Origin of the sequence: Pedobacter sp. N36a, assembly GCF_014472395.1 — a bacterium.
Lineage (GTDB): Bacteria > Bacteroidota > Bacteroidia > Sphingobacteriales > Sphingobacteriaceae > Pedobacter.
Window position 1 is genome coordinate 101,116 of sequence record NZ_JACSZW010000004.1, and the last position, 23,038, is coordinate 124,153.

General features: G+C 40.5%; 24 protein-coding genes and 1 tRNA gene. 12 read left to right on the forward strand and 13 right to left on the reverse strand.

The window, feature by feature from the left end; genetic code table 11:
* Positions 1–17 precede the first annotated feature (17 nt).
* Together H9X96_RS09350 and H9X96_RS09355 are read right to left on the reverse strand one after the other, a co-directional pair.
* Positions 18–2,060 carry a M13 family metallopeptidase gene (locus H9X96_RS09350; protein WP_187666031.1) on the reverse strand — a complete coding sequence of 681 codons (2,043 nt, stop codon included), beginning with the start codon at positions 2,058–2,060 and terminating at the stop codon, positions 18–20.
* Between the two features lie 67 nt (positions 2,061–2,127).
* Entirely contained in the window at positions 2,128–2,586 is a 459-nt protein-coding gene (locus H9X96_RS09355; protein ID WP_187666032.1) for a GyrI-like domain-containing protein, read from the reverse strand.
* Positions 2,587–2,807: 221 nt separating this feature from the next.
* Between H9X96_RS09355 and H9X96_RS09360 the strand changes: the two genes are divergently transcribed.
* The 7 genes from H9X96_RS09360 (at position 2,808) to H9X96_RS09390 (ending at position 11,538) form a co-directional block, all read left to right on the forward strand.
* Positions 2,808–3,938 carry a metallophosphoesterase gene (locus H9X96_RS09360; RefSeq protein WP_187666033.1) on the forward strand — a complete coding sequence of 377 codons (1,131 nt, stop codon included), beginning with the start codon at positions 2,808–2,810 and terminating at the stop codon, positions 3,936–3,938.
* A gap of 64 nt (positions 3,939–4,002) precedes the next feature.
* Positions 4,003–4,611: an RNA polymerase sigma factor gene (locus tag H9X96_RS09365; RefSeq protein ID WP_187666034.1), complete on the forward strand. Its 609-nt coding sequence runs from the start codon at positions 4,003–4,005 to the stop codon at positions 4,609–4,611.
* Between the two features lie 35 nt (positions 4,612–4,646).
* Entirely contained in the window at positions 4,647–5,651 is a 1,005-nt protein-coding gene (locus H9X96_RS09370) for a FecR family protein (RefSeq protein WP_187666035.1), read from the forward strand.
* A 106-nt stretch (positions 5,652–5,757) separates the two neighbouring features.
* Positions 5,758–8,403, forward strand: coding sequence for a TonB-dependent receptor (locus H9X96_RS09375; protein WP_187666036.1), 2,646 nt, complete (start codon positions 5,758–5,760; stop codon positions 8,401–8,403).
* Between the two features lie 21 nt (positions 8,404–8,424).
* Positions 8,425–9,219 carry a DUF4249 domain-containing protein gene (locus tag H9X96_RS09380; RefSeq protein ID WP_187666037.1) on the forward strand — a complete coding sequence of 265 codons (795 nt, stop codon included), beginning with the start codon at positions 8,425–8,427 and terminating at the stop codon, positions 9,217–9,219.
* A gap of 76 nt (positions 9,220–9,295) precedes the next feature.
* Entirely contained in the window at positions 9,296–10,120 is an 825-nt protein-coding gene (locus H9X96_RS09385; protein ID WP_255431065.1) for a sterol desaturase family protein, read from the forward strand.
* Between the two features lie 137 nt (positions 10,121–10,257).
* Positions 10,258–11,538, forward strand: a complete 1,281-nt coding sequence (locus H9X96_RS09390; RefSeq protein WP_187666039.1) for an acetyl-CoA hydrolase/transferase family protein — start codon at positions 10,258–10,260, stop codon at positions 11,536–11,538.
* Positions 11,539–11,619: 81 nt separating this feature from the next.
* On the opposite strand, the gene H9X96_RS09395 is transcribed toward H9X96_RS09390, so the two are convergent.
* From H9X96_RS09395 to H9X96_RS09420, 7 genes are all read right to left on the reverse strand, one after another.
* Positions 11,620–11,901 carry a GNAT family N-acetyltransferase gene (locus H9X96_RS09395; protein WP_187666040.1) on the reverse strand — a complete coding sequence of 94 codons (282 nt, stop codon included), beginning with the start codon at positions 11,899–11,901 and terminating at the stop codon, positions 11,620–11,622.
* A 16-nt stretch (positions 11,902–11,917) separates the two neighbouring features.
* Positions 11,918–12,808 (reverse strand): pirin family protein, encoded by an 891-nt coding sequence (locus tag H9X96_RS09400; protein ID WP_187666041.1) that lies wholly within the window; start codon positions 12,806–12,808, stop codon positions 11,918–11,920.
* Between the two features lie 131 nt (positions 12,809–12,939).
* Entirely contained in the window at positions 12,940–13,290 is a 351-nt protein-coding gene (locus H9X96_RS09405) for an NAD(P)H-dependent oxidoreductase (RefSeq protein ID WP_187666322.1), read from the reverse strand.
* Positions 13,291–13,444: 154 nt separating this feature from the next.
* Positions 13,445–14,089 (reverse strand): hypothetical protein, encoded by a 645-nt coding sequence (locus H9X96_RS09410; protein WP_187666042.1) that lies wholly within the window; start codon positions 14,087–14,089, stop codon positions 13,445–13,447.
* A 72-nt stretch (positions 14,090–14,161) separates the two neighbouring features.
* Entirely contained in the window at positions 14,162–14,707 is a 546-nt protein-coding gene (locus tag H9X96_RS09415; protein WP_187666043.1) for a 3'-5' exonuclease, read from the reverse strand.
* A gap of 44 nt (positions 14,708–14,751) precedes the next feature.
* On the reverse strand, positions 14,752–14,880 hold the full coding sequence (locus tag H9X96_RS22890; RefSeq protein ID WP_255431066.1) for a hypothetical protein: 129 nt from the start codon (positions 14,878–14,880) through the stop codon (positions 14,752–14,754).
* A gap of 199 nt (positions 14,881–15,079) precedes the next feature.
* A tRNA-Asn gene (locus H9X96_RS09420) sits at positions 15,080–15,153 on the reverse strand.
* Between the two features lie 145 nt (positions 15,154–15,298).
* Between H9X96_RS09420 and H9X96_RS09425 the strand changes: the two genes are divergently transcribed.
* Positions 15,299–16,219, forward strand: a complete 921-nt coding sequence (locus H9X96_RS09425) for a PfkB family carbohydrate kinase (protein ID WP_187666044.1) — start codon at positions 15,299–15,301, stop codon at positions 16,217–16,219.
* A 90-nt stretch (positions 16,220–16,309) separates the two neighbouring features.
* Here the strand turns inward: H9X96_RS09425 and H9X96_RS09430 are convergent, their stop codons facing one another.
* The 4 genes from H9X96_RS09430 to murB form a co-directional block, all read right to left on the reverse strand.
* Positions 16,310–16,546, reverse strand: a complete 237-nt coding sequence (locus H9X96_RS09430; RefSeq protein ID WP_187666045.1) for a cytochrome b5 domain-containing protein — start codon at positions 16,544–16,546, stop codon at positions 16,310–16,312.
* Entirely contained in the window at positions 16,546–17,217 is a 672-nt protein-coding gene (locus H9X96_RS09435; RefSeq protein ID WP_187666046.1) for a lycopene cyclase domain-containing protein, read from the reverse strand. Before H9X96_RS09435 ends, H9X96_RS09430 begins: the two co-directional genes overlap by 1 nt.
* Positions 17,218–17,336: 119 nt before the next feature.
* Positions 17,337–17,867: an RNA polymerase sigma factor gene (locus tag H9X96_RS09440; protein WP_187666047.1), complete on the reverse strand. Its 531-nt coding sequence runs from the start codon at positions 17,865–17,867 to the stop codon at positions 17,337–17,339.
* 169 nt (positions 17,868–18,036) lie between these two features.
* The gene (gene murB / locus H9X96_RS09445) at positions 18,037–19,053 is read right to left on the reverse strand and encodes a UDP-N-acetylmuramate dehydrogenase (RefSeq protein WP_187666048.1); all 1,017 of its coding nucleotides are present in this window, start codon (positions 19,051–19,053) and stop codon (positions 18,037–18,039) included.
* A 152-nt stretch (positions 19,054–19,205) separates the two neighbouring features.
* On the opposite strand from murB, the gene H9X96_RS09450 reads away from it, so the two are divergent.
* The 4 genes from H9X96_RS09450 (at position 19,206) to H9X96_RS09465 (ending at position 23,037) form a co-directional block, all read left to right on the forward strand.
* Positions 19,206–19,817 (forward strand): TetR/AcrR family transcriptional regulator, encoded by a 612-nt coding sequence (locus H9X96_RS09450; protein ID WP_187666049.1) that lies wholly within the window; start codon positions 19,206–19,208, stop codon positions 19,815–19,817.
* A gap of 112 nt (positions 19,818–19,929) precedes the next feature.
* On the forward strand, positions 19,930–20,535 hold the full coding sequence (locus H9X96_RS09455) for a TetR/AcrR family transcriptional regulator (protein WP_187666050.1): 606 nt from the start codon (positions 19,930–19,932) through the stop codon (positions 20,533–20,535).
* 106 nt (positions 20,536–20,641) lie between these two features.
* On the forward strand, positions 20,642–21,976 hold the full coding sequence (locus H9X96_RS09460; RefSeq protein WP_187666051.1) for a TolC family protein: 1,335 nt from the start codon (positions 20,642–20,644) through the stop codon (positions 21,974–21,976).
* Complete coding sequence (locus H9X96_RS09465; RefSeq protein ID WP_187666052.1) at positions 21,973–23,037, forward strand: efflux RND transporter periplasmic adaptor subunit; 1,065 nt, start codon at positions 21,973–21,975, stop codon at positions 23,035–23,037. The genes H9X96_RS09460 and H9X96_RS09465 overlap by 4 nt, the downstream gene beginning before the upstream one ends.
* Position 23,038: the final 1 nt, after the last annotated feature.

The following is a 23,038-nucleotide window of genomic DNA, read 5'->3' on the forward strand; positions in this document are numbered from 1 at the left end:
CAAATTTTCAATTTAGCTTACCAGATTTTAACACGTTTTTCCGGTGCCAGGTATAAAGAATCTTTCGCAGTTACCTTAAACGCGGTATACCAGTCCGGGATATTTCTTACCACACCATTCACTCTGAATTTAGCAGGAGAATGCGGGTCTGTACCGACCTGATTTCTTAAAGATTCATTATTTGATTTGTTCAGCCAAACCTGACCCCAACCGATAAATACCCTTTGTTCACCTGTGAAACCATCCATTACTGGTGCTGGTTTACCATTTAAGCTAGCTTTGTAAGCTTTTAAAGCGATACTTAAACCACCAAGGTCACCGATGTTCTCCCCCAAAGTAAACGCACCATTCACTTTCAGGTCTGGGAACACCTGAAATGCACTGTATTGTGCAATCAGCGCCTGAGTTCTCTTTTTAAATTCTTCGTTATCTTTTGGAGTCCACCAGTTGCGCATCACGCCATCTCCGTCAAAAGTACTGCCTTGATCATCAAAACCATGCCCTACTTCGTGTCCGATTACCGCACCAATACCACCATAATTTACCGCATCTTCAGCGTCCATATCAAAGAAAGGAGGCTGTAAGATTGCTGCGGGGAATACGATTTCGTTTAATGTCGGGTTGTAATAAGCATTCACCGTTTGTGGCGTCATACCCCACTCTGAACGATCTACCGGTTTACCTAATTTGTTCAGGTTACGGTTGTATTCAAACTCAGCAGCACGTTTCTCATTTCCGTAAAGATCATGTTTCACTACTTTCAAAGAAGAATAATTTCTCCATTTATCAGGGTATCCGATTTTCGGAGTGAATTTACTGATTTTCACTAAAGCTTGTTTTTTAGTCTCTGGACTCATCCAGTCTAATTCTTTAATGCTGGTTTCATAAGATTTCAACAAATTATCTACAAGCTTCAGCATACGTTCTTTTGCTGCAGGCGGGAAATGCTTCTCTACATATAATTTACCTACCATTTCGCCAAGGCTGCCGTTCACCACATCTACAGCTCTGCGCCATCTTGGTTTTTGTTCTTTTACACCATAGAGTGTTTTTGCATAGAAATCGAAGTTCTCTTCGTCAATTGCAGTGGTCAGCGCAGAACCTGCTCCTGTCAACGCACTCCATTTCAAATACGTTTTCCAGGTATCTAAAGGGGTGTTTTTAAAGATCGTATTCAGGTCTTTTGTATAAGCTACCTGCGTGATCACCAAACTGTCCTGACCTTTCACACCAGCTTCCGTCAATAAAGTTGTCCAGTCAAAATCAGGAGTCAATTTACCCAGATCTTGGATGGCATACTTATTATAAAGCCCAGCCATGTTTCTGGTTTCCTCTTTTTTCATGTGTTTAGAAGCCAATAAAGTCTCTAATGCCATGATCTGAGCTGCTTTTGCTTTTCCATCGGGAACACCTGCAAGTCCTAACATCTTTTCGATGTGCAGTACATATTTAGCACGTGTTTCTTTTGACTTGGCATCCTGAAGCAGGTAATACTCTCTTTCTGGTAATCCTAAACCGCCTTGCCAGGTGTAAAGCATATATTTTTTAGGATCTTTAAAATCTTCAATGATCCCTACACTAAAAGGAATATAGTTACCGATTTTGTTCGCATAAGCGAAATAAGCAGAAAGGTCTTTATTGGAAGCAATGCCGTCAATCTTTTTAAATTCCGCTTGCATTGGCGCTAATCCAATAGAATCACGCACTTTCATGTTCATATAAGACTCATAAAAATCACCGATCTTTTGCTGATCAGATCCTTCTGAAGCCTTGTCTTTAGCCGCATTCTCGATGATAGCTTTCACATCTTCCTGAGCTTTATCATTCACAATAGCACCGGCCCCATAAGAAGATTTATCAGCAGGAATCTTGGTGTTTTTAATCCAGGTGCCATTGACGTATTCCATGAAATTGTTACCAGGAGCAACAGTAGTATCCATGTTTTTAAGAACGATTCCGGAATGCAATTCCTTGCTTTTATCGGAGCTGCTGCAGGCAGAAAGCAGCAGCATAGACCCTGCAACCACTTGGATTCCAATCGATTTTTTGATATTTATCATATAAAAATAATATAGGTATGTATCAAATTTAACAAAAGATATGGAATCGGTGGTTAGCTTGATGAAATTAGCTCAACGCGATAAAAATATCAACTTCTGCCACTTCAGGATTTTGTGCCTTAGCACCGTAGACCTCGAAATCTGTGGTATAAGCACGTGATATTCCTGATTTCCAAATGTCTAGCCAAGCATTAAAAACCAATCCCTCCTGCATATTGCCTTTCAGCGCATATTTTTGATAAGCACCGCCTGTAATGGTTACTCCACGCATTCCTTCAGGAACTTCATCCAGATCTTGAACTGCATAACCGATTACCGTGGTATAAGGCTGGCTATAATCGCCTTCGTAGTCTGTATAAATGCTATATACTTCATCGCGAAGTTTATTCGCAATTTTTGCCCCAATATTTTCGCCAATAAACCTAGCCCATAATGCTGGAATATCAATAGCTGCTTTACCGGGATCATTACTGGTTCTCACTGAAATACCCACCACAAAAAAGGGGGCTAATGTTACGTTTTCCATTTTCAAATTTTTAATGCGTTAATGATTGATGCTGCAAATTTAAAGGAGCTTGTGACAACAGTATGTCAGAGCCATTTGATTTTTAACATCGCAATGTCATCAATTGATAGAAATATAGCCCCTGATATGACCTCCCGTTTAAATTTACGTTAAATATTTAATCCTTAATGCTCAGTTAACATGAGCCCCATAACTTCATAGTAAATCAAAAATATAGGACGATGATCAGTACAAAGATTCTTTATAAAGCAGTTTTTAAAAAAAATCCGGTAGATGACAGTCACACTTTCCAGCCATTGCCATCACCAACAGGAAGCTATCCTTACCGCTTAACTCTGGAGGCAAAATCGGATAATCCTAGTCCACAGGCAATGGTGTTCCACATGGTGGGCGACACCGGTGGATTTAAACAGCCTGACCTGCAAAAACAGATCGCCGGCCAAATGGCCCAGCAGTACCTGCAAGCGGTATGTCCAGAAGAACGCCCTGCATTTTTATACCATTTGGGAGACCTTGTTTACCATTATGGAGAAGCAGATCAGTATGAAGACCAGTTTTTGAAACCTTATGAAAGCTATCCAGGCCCGATATATGCGATTGCCGGAAACCACGATACGGATGTAAATCCCAACTCAAGCGAGCGTTACGAGCCTCTTGAAGCCTTTTACACTGCATTTTGCAATACCTGTCCTGCTACGCTTCATTTCGGATCTGGCATCAGCAGAAAAAGCCAGGTGCAACCCAATGTATATTGGACGATGGAAAGCCCATTGGCCACCATTATCGGCCTCCACACCAATGTACCTAAGTTTGGCTGCATTAAAAAAGAGCAGCAGGATTGGTTTATAAAAGAACTGAAACATGCGGCTAAATACAGTTCGGAAAAAGCCATTATTGTATGTATGCACCATGCGCCTTATTCGGCGGATGTAAATCATGGCTCCAGCATGCCAATGGTAGAATTTCTGGAAGCTTCTTTTGAAGCAACGGGTGTAAAGCCCGACTTAATCTTCAGCGGACATGTGCACAACTACCAGCGCTTTACCAAGCAATATCCGGATGGAAAAATCCTTCCTTTTGTGGTGGCAGGTGCTGGTGGTTTCGACGAACTTCATGCCTTAGCGGATCCGGAGGAACAAGATTACCAGACGGAGAACGAATTACTAGATCAGGTGGCATTGGAAAACTATTGCGACAACAAGCATGGTTTCCTGAAAATTGCCATTGAAAAAACACCTTTTAAATTTACCATCAAAGGTGAATACTATACCCTTTCTGGCAAAAACGCTGAAAATAACGACCATGAAGCTAGATTATTCGATGAATTCATAGTAGATCTGACCGGCAGGTAAACAGCGATTAAGGATCTCCCTTCTGTTTTCTTGTTTATTTTTTATAACATTGAGCCGGATATTTATGGGGATACAAAGATCGGAGCAACTGGAGGACAAGAAACTACTCACTAAATTGAAGGAGGGAGATGAGCTCGCATTTGTAAGAATCTACAATCAGTATCGAAATAAAGTGTATAATTATGCGTATCAGCTGAGTAAATCAGCTGATACTGCCGAGGAGATTGTTCAAGAAGTATTTATCAGAATCTGGCAAAAACGCGCACAAATCAATACAGATTTCTCTTTTCAGGGCTACATTAAAAAAATCACGTTAAACCATGTGCTGAATCACCTGAAAAAGATTGCCCGTGAAAAGGCTTTACAGGAAGAAGTATTCCTACACATTACTGGAAATACCAGTCGGGCGGAAGATAAATTGCTCGAGAAAGAGCTGAGAAAGGTATATGAAGAGGCCATTGCACAGCTACCTGTGCAGAAGAAACTCATCTATCAAATGGTGCGTACAGAAGAATTGAGCCATGAAGAAATTGCCATAAAACTGAGTATTTCCAAGAACACCGTAAAAAACCACATGGTGGAAGCCAGCAAATTTGTGCGAGACTATGTCCGTAAAAATGGCGGTATCATCTGTTTTATTCTTGCTTCTTCAAATTATTTTCATTCCAACTAGTCCTACCTGCGCTTACAGTTGTATAGTAAGTAGTCATGGAAGAAAAAGAAGAGTTAGCCCGTCTATATCAACTGTATTTAAGCAACCGCTGTACTGCGGGTGAACTGAATCGTTTTTTTACCCTTATCCAAAAAGGAAAAGAGGAGGACCAGCTCCAAAATCTATTGTCTGGAACCTGGGATCAAACCCCAATGGCACCGGAAACTGGTCTAATTCCTTATTTCCTGCCTCAGGAAAACCTGCAGAAAACCGCAGCAATGACTAAAGCTTCTGCTCCGCGAAAATTATATCCAATGTTCAGGTATGCAGCTGCAATTGCAGCAATACTGCTCCTATTTTTCGGAATTTACTTTTACCGATCTGAATTGCAGCAAAGTATTGGAGCTGGAGCAAAAATGGAAATAGCCAGTGTAACCAGTAGCCGCCGACAAATACAGCTTCCAGATGGCACAAAAGTATGGCTGAGTCCACATAGTAAATTAACCTATCCCGCTGCTTTTGAAGGAGCACAGCGTTTGGTCAGCCTGGATGGTGAAGCCTTTTTTGAAGTCGCTCATGACAGCGAGCATCCTTTCCTCATCAAATCAGGAAAAGTCAGCACCCGCGTACTGGGTACAAGTTTCAACTTTTCGGCATATGCCGAGCAGGAAGATGTAAATGTGACCTTGGTAACCGGAAAAGTAGCCGTCTCTTTTGATGCAAATGGAAAAACTACAGAAGCGATCATTACCGCCAATCAGCGTGTATCTGTGAATAAGAAAAAAGAAAAAATGAGTACGGAAAACTTCCCGGATGCGAAAGATTTCCTGAACAGGCGAATTGGACGCTTCGATTATAAAGGAACGCCGCTTTCTGAAGTGGCTGAGGACCTGGAAATGCAGTATAAAGTACAGATCATCCTCGCTCCGGAATTACAAAACCACCATTTCTATGGTCATTTAAATATGAACACAGACCTGGTACAGACCTTGAAAAAGCTTTGTACGGTCATGGAAACGAATTGGGAAAAAGATGGAGGGCAATATGTAATCACAAAATAAATGTCCGGCTTCTAGAAAAGAAGACCGGACAAGTACCTCAATCAATTTCAAATGCCCGAGCCTTGAGAACTTAAGGGCAAATAAAATCAACATTTAATATAAAGTTATGAAAAAATATGGACCTAAAGGGTTCCTGGCAGTTGTTGCCTTGATGTTATTATTCCTACTCCTAATACAAATGCAGGCTCATGCACAAGCGCCATTGGAAAAGCGATTGAGCATCAGTCTTAAAGAAGAACCTTTAAAAACCGCTTTAGACAAGATCAGTAAACTGACACAGGTAAAATTCACTTACAATGAGCAAGTTGCCAATAGTAAGGTAAAGATCTCGGTAGAGGCTAGAAATAAGACAATAAATCAGGTACTGACGATAGCCCTGACTGGTCAGCCGTTTAAATTTAATGCCCTGGATCAGGAGATTCACCTGCAATATGACGCGACGAAAGCAAAAAAGCCGATGGCCGATCCGGCGGCAAATCCGGCAAAGAGCGCAGACAAGTACAGTTTAAGTGGTACGATCTCTTCTTCTAAAACAGGAGAAACACTCATTGCAGCTACCATAAGATTAGCTGGAACCAAAGTGGCAACCTTAAGTAATGAATATGGCTTTTACTCCATCAGCCTGCCAAAAGGAACACAGCAAATAGAAGTTTCGGCCATTGGCTTCCGCAGCCAGACGAAAACCATTGAGCTGAATAGTCCTATGCGTCTGAATATTCTTTTAGAAGAAGACGCCAATGAACTGGAAACAGTGAGCATCACCGCTACTTCCGCAAGGAGAAATATTGAAAACCCTCAGATGGGGATGGAACGCATTAACCTGACTGAAACAAAGAACATCCCAATGGTACTTGGAGAACGTGATGTGATCAAAACCCTGCAGCTTTTACCAGGTGTAAAATCATCAGGAGAAGGCTCTGGAGGATTTTTTGTCCGCGGAGGCAGTGCGGATCAAAATATGATCCTGCTGGATGAAGCACCGGTATATGGCGCTTCTCACCTTTTAGGCTTCTTTTCTACCTTCAATTCAGACGCCATTAAAAATGTAACACTTTATAAAAGTGGTATGCCAGCACAATATGGTGGAGGATTATCATCTGTAATGGATGTAAAGATGAACGATGGAAATCTTCAGAAATTCGGTGTTAGCGGTGGTGTCGGAATGATTGCTGCCAGATTAAATGTAGAAGGACCGATACAAAAAGAAAAATCTTCCTTCCTCGTTTCTGCCCGCAGAACTTATCTGGATGCTTTCTTGAAACTTTCAAATGACTCCACAATCAACCGCAGTAGCCTTTATTTTTATGATATAAATGCAAAGGCGAATTATATTCTCGGGGAGAAAGACAGGATCTTTGTATCGGGTTATTTTGGAAGAGATGTTCTAGCTGCCGATCAGCTGGCCGGGATTAACTGGGGAAATGCCACAGCTACTGTGCGCTGGAATCACTTGTTCAACAGCAAACTATTCTCTAATACTTCCCTGATTTTCAGCAATTACAACTATAAAATCAACGCGGAAGAAGATGAAAGTTCTTTATCCCTGTTTTCTCAAATCAGAGACTGGAATTTCAAAGAAGACCTGCAATGGTATATCAATGGGAACAATACACTAAGCTTTGGTTTAAACTCTATTTTCCATACGATTAAACCAGGAGAAGTACGTGCAGAAGGTAATTCAGGCATGGTTTCTCAAGACCTGGAAAACCGCTACTCTTTAGAAAACGCGATTTATGCCAGCAATTCCTGGAAAGTTTCTGATGGTGTGAGCTTAACTTATGGATTGCGTTTATCGGCGTTCAGCATCCTGGGTAAAGGCACTTACTATGATATCAATACTGCGGGTCAGGTGACTTCAGAAACCACCTACAAAAGTGGAGAAGTGGTGAAAACTTATGTGAATCTAGAACCTAGAATTGCCGCCTCCTTCCAGCTGTCTGAATCTGCGGCCATTAAAGCTTCTTATGTACGTAATGCCCAGAATTTACACTTGATTTCGAACTCCAACTCTGCATCGCCTGTAGATCGCTGGACGGCCAGTACGAACATCATTAAGCCAGAACTCAGCGATCAAGTGTCTTTAGGGTACTATAAAAACTTGAACGGAGACCGTTATGAGCTAACGATAGAAACTTATTACAAAGACTTAAAAAACCAGATTGACTACCGAAATGGAGCAGATATTTACACCAATAAACCAATAGAAACGCAATTGCTTTTCGGAAAAGGACGTGCTTATGGTGTAGAATGGCTGTTGAAAAAGAAAACGGGAAAACTAACCGGCTGGCTGGCCTATACCCTTTCCAATTCGGAAAGACAGGTGGACGGCATCAACAACAATGACTGGTACAATACCCGACAAGACCGCACGCACGACATTTCTATTGTCGCATTATATGAGCTAAACAAGAAATGGTCCTTCTCTGCCAACTGGGTATTTGCCACCGGAAATGCTGTGACCTTCCCGAATGCGAAATACACCTTACTTGGAGAAAGTTATTTTTATTACTCCGAGAGAAATGCAGACCGTATGCCTGCTTACCACCGACTGGATGTTGGCGCCACCCATATCCTGAAAAAGAGAAAAAACTTCTCTTCTGAGCTGAGCTTTAGCTTATACAATGCCTATGGCCGTGCAAATGCTTACAAAATCGGCTTCGGTGAGAATGAAAATCAGCCAAATGTGACAGAAGCTGTAAAAACCAGTTTATTTAGGTTTGTTCCTTCCATTTCTTACGATTTCAAATTTTAAAGACCCTACAAAAATACCCACATGAAAAATATAGCTTACTTACTCCTGCTTTTCCCTATATTATTCGGTTCCTGTGAAAAGGTAATCGACTTAAAATACAAGGATAATGAAGTAAAATACGTGATTGAAGGCAGCATTACCAATGAACCCGGCTCTTGCACCGTATTGCTAAGCAAAACCAGAAACTTTAAGGATACCAATCCTTTTAGCGGACTGAGTGGAGCTGTAGTGAAAATTGAGAACAATGGTACGGCTTATACCCTGCTGGAAGACAGTCCGGGGGTCTATAAATTATCGACGTTGATCGGGATTCCTGGTCAGACGTACCATTTGACGGTTTTGGTAGAAGGTGAAACTTTCAAAGCAACTAGCACCATGCCTTTAGTGGTTCCTTTCGATGATTTTTACCTGAAAGCTAAAGATTTTGACAGTTTAAAAGTGACTACTTATGTGAAATATAAAGATCCGGCAAACGTCACAAACTTTTACTGGTTTGAGCTGTTTCACAATGGTAGACGACAAAGGAATTACAGCCTGATGAACGATCAATTCACTCCTGGTCAGGAAGTAACTACGCCTGTCATTTTTGAAAACAGAACCGATGATTTGTCAAGGCACTTTAAAAAAGGAGACAAATTAGCCCTTGAAATGCACAGTATTGATCCTTCTGTTTACCTTTATCTTTTCAGTCTATCCGCTGCGGAAGGCTCTGATAATGGAGCTGCCCCTGCCAATCCACTGAGCAATTTAACAGGTGGCGCACTCGGCTTTTTCAGTGCACATACCACAGAAAAAAGAACGTTAGTGATTCCATAAGATGAATGAATTAGTAGACAAAAACCTGAGTATTGTTGCCCTCTTTGGGTTTGTTATAATCTTTACTCTAGTAGAAATGTACTTTAGTTACGTCCATGATAAAAAAGTGTATCATGGACGTGATACTTTAACCAATGTGTACCTGATGGCAGTGGCGTTTATCGTTAACCTGACCATGAAAACTGCCACTTTCTTCCTGCTGGATTATTGTTATGAGCATTATCGCCTGTTTGAAATTTCTAATGTATGGCTGTATTGGATCGTATTGATCCTGGCGCAGGATCTGCTTTATTGGTTGCTGCATACTACAGGCCATTATGTACGCCTTTTCTGGGCCATGCATGTGACCCACCACTCTTCGGAATTTTTCAACCTGACTACCGGCTTCAGGTCTACCGTATTTGAACCTTTATACCGCGTATTTTTCTATTTGCCATTGGCTTTTATGGGCTTCAATGCCTTTGACATACTTTTCGCCTACCTGATTACTCAGATCTATGGCAACCTGGTACATACACAGGCGATCAGAAAACTTCATCCATGGATCGAATATATCTTTGTGACGCCCTCACATCACCGGGTTCACCATGCCAGTAACGTTCGTTACTTGGATAAAAACATGGGCATGGTGCTGATTTTGTGGGACCGCTGGTTTGGAACTTTTCAGGAAGAAATGCCGGAAGAGGAGATTCACTATGGCTTAACCGCGCAACCAGAAGGCCAGGGCGCAGTAAATATCATTTTTCATGAACTGATTGCCCTTTCAGATGATGTTAAAAAAGCACCGGGATGGAAGAATAAACTGAAATACCTTTTTAATCCACCAGGATGGAGCCATGACGGAAATGGTAAAACTTCAAAAATACTCCAAAAAGAGCTCCAGGATCAAGCGGGAGCATAGCTGACGATAGTCAGTTATTTCTATGATTTAGATCACCTGCTTTACGGGGATTTATAAAGAGATTTAGCACAAAATCCTTATCATTTTGTTAGGTAAGGAGTTGAACTCCAAATTTCCTTAAAGCAGTATCAAAATCTATGAATGTTCCAAACTATACTACCGCAGAACAAGCCCTGCAAGCGATTAAATCAGGTGATCGCGTATTTATTCATGGCAGTGCCGCTACACCGGTCCACCTGATTAAAACACTTCAAAAAAGACATCAGGAACTTAAAAATGTAGAAATCACCAGCATCACTACACTTGGAGATGTTGATTTCAACCAAAGTCCTTATCGCGAAAGCTTTTTCTTTAATTCCTTATTCGTATCGGCAAATACCAGGGCGGTAGCCAATAGCAGGAATGGAGATTACATTCCCATTTTTCTAAGTCAGATTCCAAAACTGTTTAAAGAAGGATTTTTACCTATTGATGTAGCCCTGATTCAGGTTTCAGAGCCGGATGCCCATGGCTACTGCTCCTTGGGAACTTCTGTAGACATTGCCAGAGCAGCGGTAGATACTGCAAAACACATCATTGCTCAGGTAAATCCGAAAATGCCGAGAACACATGGAGATGGTTTTGTGCACATCTCTGCCATCAACTCCCTGGTTTATTTTGAACAGGAATTACCGGAGGTAGATTATTCTGCAAAAACCAGTGAAGCAACGATTACCATCGGTGCACATATCGCCTCTCTGGTAGAAGATGGCGCTACCCTCCAGCTGGGAATTGGCGGTATTCCGGATCAGGTATTGAAAAACCTAACCGGTCATAAAAACCTGGGCTTACACACAGAGATGCTTTCCGATGGCGTAATTCCATTGATTCAGAGCGGGGTGATCAATAATAGCCTTAAAAAGATAAACCGCGGCAAATCCATCACCTCTTTTATGATCGGCACCAGAAAATTATATGATTTTGTAAATGACAACCCTATTATTCGCGTGATGGATATTTCTTATGCGAATGATACCAGTATCATTAGAAAAAACCCTAAAGTAACCGCCATAAATTCAGCGATTGAGCTAGACTTAACCGGTCAAATCTGCGCAGATTCGATGGGTACTTATCAGTACTCCGGGATTGGCGGACAAATGGATTTCATCCATGGTGCCTCTCTTTCTGAAGGTGGAAAGCCGATTATTGCGCTGCCTTCGATCACTTCAAAAGGCATTTCCAGAATTGTCCCTTTCTTAAAACAAGGAGCTGGTGTAGTGACGACCAGAGGACATGTACACTGGATTGTGACAGAATATGGCAAGGTAAACTTGTTTGGAATGAGCCTGAAGCAAAGAGCAAAGGCTTTGATCAGCCTTGCGCATCCCATGCACAGAGAGGAATTGGATCGCGCCTTTCATGAACGCTTTAACCATTAATACAGCGAAGCTTCAGCTATTAAAATCATCAACATTAATTAGGGGGAGCCGGCACCATTGCGAGGGTTGCCGGTTCAACTTTTAAAAAAGCACATCATTCAGTGATTCATTTTTATTGAAGATACTTTTGGCAAATGGACACAGTGGAAGAATCTTCACTTTCTGCAGCCGGGCATAGTCTACGGCTGCGAATACTAAATCCTTTCCTAAACCTTGTCCGGAGTAATCAGGCTTGACCTCTGTATGTTCGATGACAATTTTTCCTGGGCCAGCCCAGGCATAATTCATAATTGCCGCGGTCTTCCCTTCATTCAGGGCTTTAAAATAGCCACCCTTATTTTCGTTTAGATGTTCAATTTTCATAAGAATAAATTTAAATCTAATTTTTTATAGTCCCTCCCTGTTCCGGCAAAGGCACAAAATCTGTTTCTCCAGGCACCCTTTCAAAAGACTGCTCCAGCCATTTATTTTTAGCTTGTTCAATAATTTCTTTAGCGGTAGCTACAAAATTCCAATAGATGAAACGCTCTTCTGGAAAAGGATTACCACCAAAAATATAGACCGTCGTATTTTCCAGCATCACAAATTCACAGAGCTTAGTATCGTTTGCTACCAGCAGCTGTTTCGGCTCGTAAGTAAATCCTTCACTTTCAATGGCTCCTTCTAAGATGTACAAGCCACTTTCTCCAAATAAGTCATCGCCGATTTTAACTGTTTTACGCGTTTTTGTTTTCAATTCCAGGAAGTAGAGCGGACTGTAAACAGGTACCGGAGACTCCTTGCCAAAAGCAGCACCAGCAATCAGTTTAAAAGAGACACCATCCTGTTCCCATACTGGAATATCTTCAGCATCTACATGGAAAAATTCAGGTTCTATCTGCTCTAGATCTTTGGGTAAAGCCACCCAAATTTGCAATCCATGAAGCATTTTATCAGAATGACGCAGGTATGCAGGCGTACGCTCAGAATGTACAATTCCTTTTCCGGCGGTCATCCAGTTAACTTGTCCGGGTTTAATCTCTATTTCATTTGCCAGACTGTCTTTATGCATAATACTGCCTTCAAAAAGATAGGTCAGCGTAGAAAGACCGATATGTGGATGTGGAGGAACGTCAAGGTTTTCATGATCACTTAAGCAAACAGGCCCCATGTGGTCAATAAAAGCAAATGGGCCTACCATTCTTTTTTCCCGGAATGGCAACAATCTACCGACCATAAAATTGCCAATATTACTTGCTCTCTCTTCAATAATCAGTTTAATATTCGACATAAGGAATTATCTGTTATCCTAAGTTACCATTAAAAGGGTGCCAAATAAAGAAATAATTAAATTTTAACCTATCACTAAGAAAAGGCCCATTTCGCGGTGGAAATGGGCCTTTACAAGTCGGGCACTTCGTTCTAAAATGAATGAATTTGAGATTCAGTCTCTGCAGTAACCTCCGGAAAAAAAAGTACGGATAAATGTGCGCGGTATCTTTTCAGGTCCTTTTCCACATCCGCATTCTTCTCCACATCGTGAAAATGCAGGCTTGGCATTGGTTTCATCCCTGTAAAAGCATTCATGCGATGGAATCCAAATAATGGCCCATCATCTACACTTTTTTGGTCAAAAAATTCACCGGGAGTTGTAAAAGCTTCTTTTGGCGCATTCCAGGAAGTCGTTAACAAGTAATTTTTACCGATTAACAATCCACCTGTACCATAGTTAATGGCTGGATTTTCTGCAGAACGGCCATCACTTTTATAAATCCCTCTATTGTGCCCTACAGTAAATCAACGGAATTAATCACAATAAAAAAGATAAAGTACAGGACTGTCGTGATTTTGGGGATGAGCGCAGATAAAGCTGCTCAGGATAGCGTAAATCACCAGGATGAATCATCGAAGCCACCAATGCACATCATCAGCGTTTAGTTGTTTCCGGTAAGAAATGAGCTTTAAATAAGGTAGCCATTTTGTTGATTGCAATTCTGCTTGGTCTTCCCGGACAACTTTCTTCATAAAATTGAGGCGCATCAAAATCAAGTATTTTGATTTCCGCTTTTGTGATCAGGTAGAGTTGTATCCCAGCTCCATCATAAACCACCGGAGCACCGCGCTCAGCTTTGGTATGGGGAGCTGCCGGACAACGATCGCCTTCCATAGCATCATCTTTTAGCTGCCATGGCTGAAGCGAGGATATCTGATTCCAGAACTCCTTTCGTTCTGCAAGCCTTCCCAGGTAACTCCTAAAATAGTAATTGACATCCATTGGTTCGGAAAGTATTTTCATTTGCAGCTTAAACATCGCCTCAGAGATCTTTGCTGGCGTAGGTCCAAAAGCACCAGGTTTTTCAGTTAATTCATAGGTATAGCAGCTGATGATATTGTCTTTTCTACTGAGCAGGTAATACGCCGGGAAATGAAGCCAACTGCTGGTAAACTCTAAAACCAAGGTGGAATCTGCGTTTGCCTGCATAAACTGATGTAGTGGCTGAATTTTTTTGGCTTGTCCGAATGCAGAGAAATGGAAGAGGAAAGCGATAAAAAGGAAGAGGCTATATTTCATAATTTAATAAGAAGATGCAAATTAACGGCAAATCCATAATTAAAACTGATTTCTTGATAAGTAAGGATGGGTTTAACTTAAAATCCAGTGTAGTATTTTGGCGATATTATTTGCATCATCAACGCCGCGGTGATGGGTTCCCTCCAGAGGAATCTTGAGTAAGTTCAGTGCAGCCGACATTCCTTTTTCATGAGACAACTTCTTTTTTAATGCAAAGAGTGTCTTCACATTGATATGAGAGGGACCAAAAGGGTATCCAATACCCATGGCGGTACATTGCTTCATAAATTGCTTCTGATCGTAGGCGCCAAAGCTTGCCCAAGGTCTTCCCTGCGACAAATATTGATTCTGCAAAATACGGCAGGCTTCCTTAAATGTTATCCCTTCCTTTTCAATCATTTTCGGAGTAATTGTGGTCAGCTCGGTACAAAATGTACTAATCTCAGACCGCTCAGGTATCACTAATATCCCTCTATTTTCAGAGATTTCGCCTGTACGAATGTCCAGGAGACATACACCAACCTCAATAATATCACTTTCCATTCCTTTGGGCTGTCCCGTATTCCAGCAAGTTGCTTCTAGGTCTACGATGACTATTTTGTCTAATTTATTTGCCATTCTTTAAGATTATATTTTTCATTTTCGTTTAAACTATTGGGTGCTCAGCGTCTGAGTAAATCGAAATCATTCATTTCTGCTGAAACGGTCCATTCTTCTGTACCAATATCTTTCTGATGGAGATTACTGATCAATTCACATACTTGTTCCGGAGCGCAGGATGAATTGCTCAATAGTAAAGTATCACCAACAATGTGTTATGGGAGAATATTGTGCCGTGCAAGGAGTGCAGCTTTAGGCTGCTGTCAGCATTTTTGTTTTTACAACTACTTGATTTTCTGAGAACATTAATTTTTCTAATGATCAAATATAGAATTTTTTCTGAAAAACAAAAAAGCCTTTCAGTTTTCACTGAAAGGCTTTCAAATTTTGCTCCCTCTGCTGGGCTCGAACCAGCGACCCTCTGATTAACAGTCAGATGCTCTAACCAGCTGAGCTAAGAAGGAGTACTGGCTACCAAGATAAACGGCTTTTTGAAGTCTTAAAACAACATTAAGTTTCGTTCGTTTTGGGAATGCAATATTAGGGGTTTTAATTTATTTATGCAATATTTGTAACGAAATATTTTAAAATAATTTTAAGAAAATATCTATGAGCCTGATAATCATAGGGACTGTGGCATTTGATGCTATTGAAACTCCCTTCGGAAAAACAGATAAGATAGTCGGTGGAGCCGCTACTTACGCAAGTTTAGCTGCATCTTACTTTTATGATAAGGTGAAAATCGTCGCTGTTGTTGGTGATGACTTCCATAAAGAAGACATTGATGCATTTAATACACACGGAATTGATACCGAAGGATTACAAATAAAAGAAGGAGAAAAATCTTTCTTCTGGTCAGGAAAATACCACAATGACATGAACAGCAGAGACACATTAGTCACTGAGCTGAATGTTTTAGCAGATTTCGACCCGATCATACCTGAGAATTACCAGGATTGCGAATACCTGATGCTCGGTAACCTAACCCCAGTGATCCAGCGTACGGTGATAGAAAGATTAAAAAACAGACCAAAGCTGATCGTTTTGGATACGATGAACTTCTGGATGGACATCATGATGGACGACCTATTACAAACCATCAAACTGGTAGATGTATTGACGATCAATGATGAAGAAGCCCGTCAGTTGTCAGGAGAATACTCATTGGTGAAAGCTGCGAAGAAAATCTTAACAATGGGTCCAAAATACTTGATCATTAAAAAAGGTGAACACGGTGCATTGTTATTCCATGAAGATAAAATATTCTCTGCACCGGCATTGCCATTAGCAGAAGTGTTTGATCCAACAGGAGCTGGTGATACTTTCGCTGGTGGTTTTATTGGCTACCTGGCAAAAGTAGGAACGGTAAACTTCAACAACATGAAGAATGCCATCATCTATGGTTCTGCTTTAGCTTCTTTCTGCGTAGAGAAATTCGGAACAGAAAAAATCTTGAACTTAACAGATGAAGAAGTAGCAGCCCGTATTCAGGAATTTGTGAAATTGAGTTCATTTACGATTGATGCTTAATTGAGAAATCTATCATCAGCCTGCTAAATAGCCTTAAATCGGAATTTTGCAGGTTAAAATAAAAGGAGTGCTGAATCAGCACTCCTTTTATTATACTTTCAATTTCCCTACTGCTATAAATTTCTCAAAGACAGTTTCAGTATGCGGTGCATCGGCGAGTTCCTCGGTAAGGTCCTGACCTGCCCAATGTTCATAATGCTTCCCGTTTCTCCATAATCGACTATCAGTGACCTCGTAAATGACTCCTTTATAGGCCACCCAGATCTCCGGTTTATCCTGTCCATTGCGTAAAGCCAGCTGCTGTTTACTGTACAGTGTTAATTTCATTAGCTTGTAGCGCTGCTTTTAAACCGTTCAAAAAGATAAATACTCAATAGCAGCATGCCCATAAAATAAAAGTGACTTTCAAAAGGGATATAACCAACACTTAAATCCAGCGTGTCTTTATAGGAGATCACTGGAAGCAGGGAAATCACGCCGTAAGCGATATAAAAGAGCATTAAACTCAATAGATAGGCCCGGTAAAACCAATAACTAAATCGCAGTTTATTGACATATTCTATGTAAAGGATCAATACGAAGAGAAAGCCAAACGTGACAGTACTGTACCATTTCAGGTGCGCAAAAAAGAGCATGGCGATGCAAATCCCCAGCATCAGGTTACTCATCGAAAGGCTGAATTTATCCAAAGAATTTTCCGGAAAAAATACATTTAATGCCTGATAAATAGCGATACCTGCCAGGCAGCTGGTCATATAAAAAAGCGTTTCTTCTGCTGGAATCAGCCAAAGAGAAATTCCCGATAAATAAGTAGGATTAAACACCCATGCGCCAAAAATCACGAATAATGTGGTGAAAAAGGAAAAGAGCAATCCTGTGATCACCACTGCAGGAATGGCAAATTTTATGGTTTGGTTCAGACTGGTTTTTTTAACGAAGAGCAGCAGGATGGGAATCAGCAGCATGCCCAATGCCAACAGCAGGTAAGTAAGGTTCATTGAGAATTTAGTTAAGCCCAAAAATATGATTTTGAGCCCGTTTAGCAATTTTCTTTTTTGAGCAAAAAAAAAATGCCTTAACATTACGTTAAGGCACTCTATATTTCATTTTCCTAGGATTACATGATTTCGGCTCCCAAAATTTCTTTTGAATAAGTTTTCAGATATTTCTTTAAAATCTGACGGGCTACATGGATTCTGGTTTTAACGGTACCAATTGGAATATTTAAAATCTCCGCAATCTCATGGTATTTATAGCCTTCAAAGTATTTAATAAACGGCACATAATATTCTGGTTGAAGCGTAGCTAACGCTTTATTGATATCGCCTATGATGAACTTACTGTCGCTCGTGTTTTTTGAAGCACTGTAGTGCAGATTGGCAGAAGAAATATCGTCAGATTTTGTAATTAAAGCGTTGGTTTTCACCAGTCGTCTGTAATTATTGATGAAGGTATTTTTCATGATGGTGAATAACCATCCTTTTAAATTGGTACCTTCTTTAAATTTACTGTAGTAAGTTACAGCTTTCAACATGGTGTCCTGTACTAAGTCATTTGCATCCTCAATATCTTTTGTAAAATTTAAAGCGAATGACTGCAAAGAAACCGAATGGTCGTTTAGTTGGAGGTTGAATTCATTTTTTGTCATAATGTTTTAAGTTTTAAGGTTAAAAAGGCAAACAAACAAAGATTTATGAGTGGCGCTCGCTAGTTTGTTTAATCTTACACACCTAACCCTATACAACATTAGTACCAAAAAATCAACACCAATATTAAGAAATTGTTTTTCGGGGTTGGCTATAACAAAGAGCCGGATGTCACAAAATATTTACTTCTCTTTCTAACCTTACACCAAACTTGGCCTCAACAGTATTTATTATGTTTTCTGAAAAACTGTACACTTCCTGTCCAGTAGCGTGTCCATGGTTGACAAGTACCAATGCCTGATTTTTCCAGGTACCGGTTTCTCCCACGATCTTTCCTTTAAAGCCACATTGCTCAATCAGCCAGCCTGCGGCCAGCTTCACCTTATCATGAGGAACCTGATAATGAACAACTTCCGGGAATTTCACATAGATCTTTTGAAAATCTTCCTGAGCAATTACCGGGTTTTTAAAGAAGCTTCCCGCATTACCTATAGTAGAAGGATCGGGCAATTTACTTACCCGGATATGAGCCACCACAGCAGATACATCAGCAATTGTTGGTATACTTAGACCACGTTTCGCCAACTCTTCCTGAATGGCTCCATATTGCGTGTTAATTTTCGCTATACGACTTAAACGAAAACAAACTTCGGTAATCAGGTATTTCCCTTTCAGCTCATTTTTGAAAATGCTGTCGCGATAGTCAAAGTGACAATTTGCATGGCTAAATGACCTTGATGTACCGGTAGCCAGTTCTATTCCGATACAAGATTCAAACACATCCTTCAGTTCTACGCCATAAGCACCTATATTCTGTATTGGTGAGGCCCCTACTGTGCCAGGAATCAACGTTAGGTTTTCCACGCCGGCATAACCATGCAGTACACAGTAATTCACAAAATCATTCCATACTACTCCAGCTCCTGCGGTAACCAGCACATCATCCCCTTCTGCTACCGCAGAAATTCCTGGAATACTCACTTTAAGCGCTAATCCCTCAAAATCTTTCGTAAACAAAACATTGCTGCCCCCACCTAAAATCAATAAGGATTGTGTGCGGAGCAGTTCAGAATTCATCAGTTCCTGTAAGTCTGCAGGCGTACTGACTTCTGCAAAATAACGGGCATTAACAGCGATACCAAACGTATTATAAGGTTTAAGGGAAGTATTTTGTTGGAAGATACTCATAGTTAAAATGAAAGATTTGCTATAGGCTACAAATGTAATTGTTCGGGAGGGGAATCAATATGATTAAATAAATATTTAAAAAAATTGACTATTTTTCGTCTCTATTGTTTAAAAAACAGTATTTACAACAACAGAGGGAACAAAAAATTTAAATGGAAAATCAGGATAAGAAGAGAATTTTAATTATTGAGGCGGCTTTAAAGCGTTTTGCCCATTATGGTTTATCAAAAACCACCATGACCGAAATCGCAAAGGATATTTCCTTTTCAAAAGCATTGCTTTACTATTATTTCCCTGATAAACTCAGCCTCTATGTAAGTGCAATAGAGCACCTCATGCAAATCATCAGCAGAGATTTAGTGAAATCTATTGACAAAACTAAAACAGCAAGCGAAGGCGTCCTCAAACTGCTACAAAAAAGACAGGCTTTTATTCAAAAATACTACAACATCCTGGAGTCCAGTCAGATTATAGGAAATGAGCTTCCAGAAAATCTGGCGGAAAAGTTTCATAAAGCTAAAACTTTCGAATTCATTATTATCGGCTCATTATTTAGCCGCGGAGTCAATAATAAAGAGTTCTTTATGAGTGATACTAAACTCGCCACAGAAATTTTCATTGACGCCTTATCTGGTATTCATTTCAACATCCTTTCTAAAGACAAAAGTATGTTCCCAGGAAAAGAGCAGTTTAAACTCATCTTTCAAAAAGAAAGAATGTTTGCTGACATCTTTTTAAGCGGATTAAAAGCTCAGCCGCAATAATTTGTCATCATAAAGTAATTTTCGACGGATTTTCATGACAAAATCCTACTTACTAAATTATGGTAGTATTTTTGACTGTTGAAATAAAAAAGTCAGAAAGTAGAAAAGTAGAATGGTAGAGACAGATAAAAAAAGGGAATTGATTATTGAGGGTGCAGTCAAGCGGTTTATGCATTATGGCATCAACAAAACCACAATGAACGAAATAGCAGACGACTTATCCGTCTCTAAACCTTCTTTATATTATTATTTTCCAGATAAAAGCAGTTTGGTTCTAGCGGTGATTGTAAAGATTTTCAGCGATTATTTTGACGCACTAGAAAAAGACCAGGCTACCAAAACGACGGTAGAAGAGTGTTTAGCGGCTTTTGTAGAGATCAGACATCGTTATTTTCAAAAATACTATATGCTGCACCTTTCAGGTGGCAGTCCGGATGCCTCACTGAATTCCGATAGCCTTAGGGCTTCATTTTTAGAGATGAAGGCCAGAAATGAAGATTTCCATGCCAAGGTTTTACAGCGCGCCATCGACAATGGTGAAATCGCTCCAGTAGACCCTTACAAAATAGCAGAGCTTTATCTGGACAGTCAGGCGGGAATCACTTCCCTATGTTTACTCCATGGCAATAAAGAATTGTTCCCAAGTAAAAAGGAAATGAAATCCATATTGGAAAAACAGCACCAGCTGTCGAAAATTTTTATCAAAGGATTAAAGTAACGAAGCCCGGTTAAAAGCGTCATGAATAAGCGGTAAGACCGCAGCAATAACAACAATAAAGCAATAGACGGATTTAAATAACAATAGACCACAAATTATAATAAACATGAATACTATAATTAAACAGGTAAGACTGATCCCACTACTGCTGCTGGGATTATTATTATCTCATGTAGCAAGCGCACAGCAAACGCTGATTCTCAAAGACGCCTTAAACTACGCCATTCAGAACAGTGCAAATACGCGTAAGGCGAAACTGGACATCGAAGGGGGGCGTTATAAAACAGAGGAGGTCAGAGCTCAGGCACTTCCAACAGTAACTGGAAATGCTGGATTAACGTACAATCCAATCATTGGACAGTTGGTAGTTGGACCGGATTTAGCCTTCAAAATGGGTAGAGCATGGAATTCAAGTGCTGGTGTTCAATTGAATCAGCAGCTTTTCAATCAGCAGGTATTTACTGGCTTAAAAGCAGCGAGAACCAGTGAAAGTTATTACAATGCTAGCGCTGAGTTAACAGACGAGCAGATCATTGAGCAGGTAGCCAACAACTATTACCAGGTATTGGTGAACAGACAGCAGCTGAACGTGATTGATACCAATATCAAAAATGTGAAAGTGGTAGAAAACATCATCGGCAATCAGTACAAAAACGGTTTGGCCAGAAAAATTGATGTAGATAGAATTAAAGTAAACCTGACTAACCTGGAAACCAGACGTGAGCAGACCTTAAACGCTATCGTTCAATTAGAAAACCAATTGAAGTTCTCTATGGGAATGCCGGTAGAAACCGCAATTGTTTTACCTAAATCAGAATTGGACCACAATCCGACACTTCCGAACTTTGCAGATTCTGTAAATGTAGAGAACAGAACGGAAATGAAACTGCTGAACATCCAAAAAGACCTGCTGACTTTACAGCGTAAGGCTTATGTGGCAGAATACTACCCTACACTAGCTTTAGCTGCCAACTATTCTTACACCGGACAGAGTGATAAATTCGATTTATTCAAGAAAAACGGTGAAGCTTTCTGGTATGGGGCCTCAGCAGTGGGTGTGACTTTAAAAGTGCCGATCTTCAATGGTTTCGCTACGCGTTCCAGAGTTCGTCAGGCAGATGTAGACTTGAAGAAAGCTACGGAAGACAGGAGAGAGACACGTAATGCCTTGAATCTTGCATACGAGAACGCAAAGATCCAATTGAAAAACAGTGTAAACACGATTAATTCCCAACGTGCAAACGTATTGCTTGCGCAGGAAATTTACAACAGCACTCAAAACAATTACAACAACGGTCTTGCTGCCTTAACTGACTTGTTAGACACAGAAAATGCGCTTACTGAAGCACAGAACAGCTATACCCAGGCCTTATTGAACTATAAGATTGCCGAAATTCAATTAATCAAATCAAACGGAAATATAAAATCACTACTACAATGAAAAAAGGAATAATTACTGCCTTAGTAATCATAATTGCCATAGTCGGGATCGCCCTGGTGTTGAAAAACAATAAAAAGAAAAATGCAGAAAAAACGGCAATTGTTGCGGAAGGTAGCGGTGCAATTTCTGTTCGTACTGAAGTAGCGAAAAAAGAACCTATTAACCTTGATTTTAGCGTTAACGGTGTATTTGCTCCTATTCAGGAATTGAATTACATGGCGGAAATTGCTGGTCGTGTGACTGCTATTTACGTAAAAGAAGGCGATAGAGTAACTAAAGGTCAGCCATTGGCACGCATTGATGCAGAAATCTTAAACACGGATAAAGAAACTGCAGAAGCAACTTTACAAAATGCCATCAGAGACGAAGCAAGATATGCAAGCTCTTTCCAAACTGGCGGAGTAACACAGCAACAATTAGATCAGGCAAAACTGGCGGTTAAAAATGCTAGATTAAGACTGCAGAGCTCACAAAAAAGAGTAAGTGATGCGAATATGAGGTCTCCTATCAATGGTGTGGTGAACAAAAAATATGTGGAAGTCGGTGCGTATGCAAATGCACAGGGCACACAATTGTTTGAACTGGTAGACGTGTCTAAATTGAAATTAAAAGTAAACGTAGACGAGTCGCAGGTAGCTAACATCAACATTGGTGATCAGGTACCGATCAAAGCAAATGTTTTCCCAACAGATGATTTCCAAGGAAAAGTGACGTTCATCGCTGCAAAAGCAGATGCTTCCCTAAACTTCCCTGTAGAAATCTTAGTAGAAAACAACAAGAAAAACACCCTTAAAGCAGGCATGTACGGTACTGCAGTATTCAAATTCCCACACCTTGCCCCTACCATCATCATCCCTCGTGGTGCATTCTTCGGTAGTGTGAGCAGCAACCAGATCTTTGTATTGGGTGAAGGAAATAAAGCAGTATTGCGCAAAGTAGTTGCAGGTAGAATCCTTGGAGAAAATGTTGAAGTGCTGGATGGCCTGAAAGAAGGCGAAACAGTGATCACCAGTGGACAAATCAACTTAGTTGATGGAACGCCGGTTGTTCCTGTAAAATAAC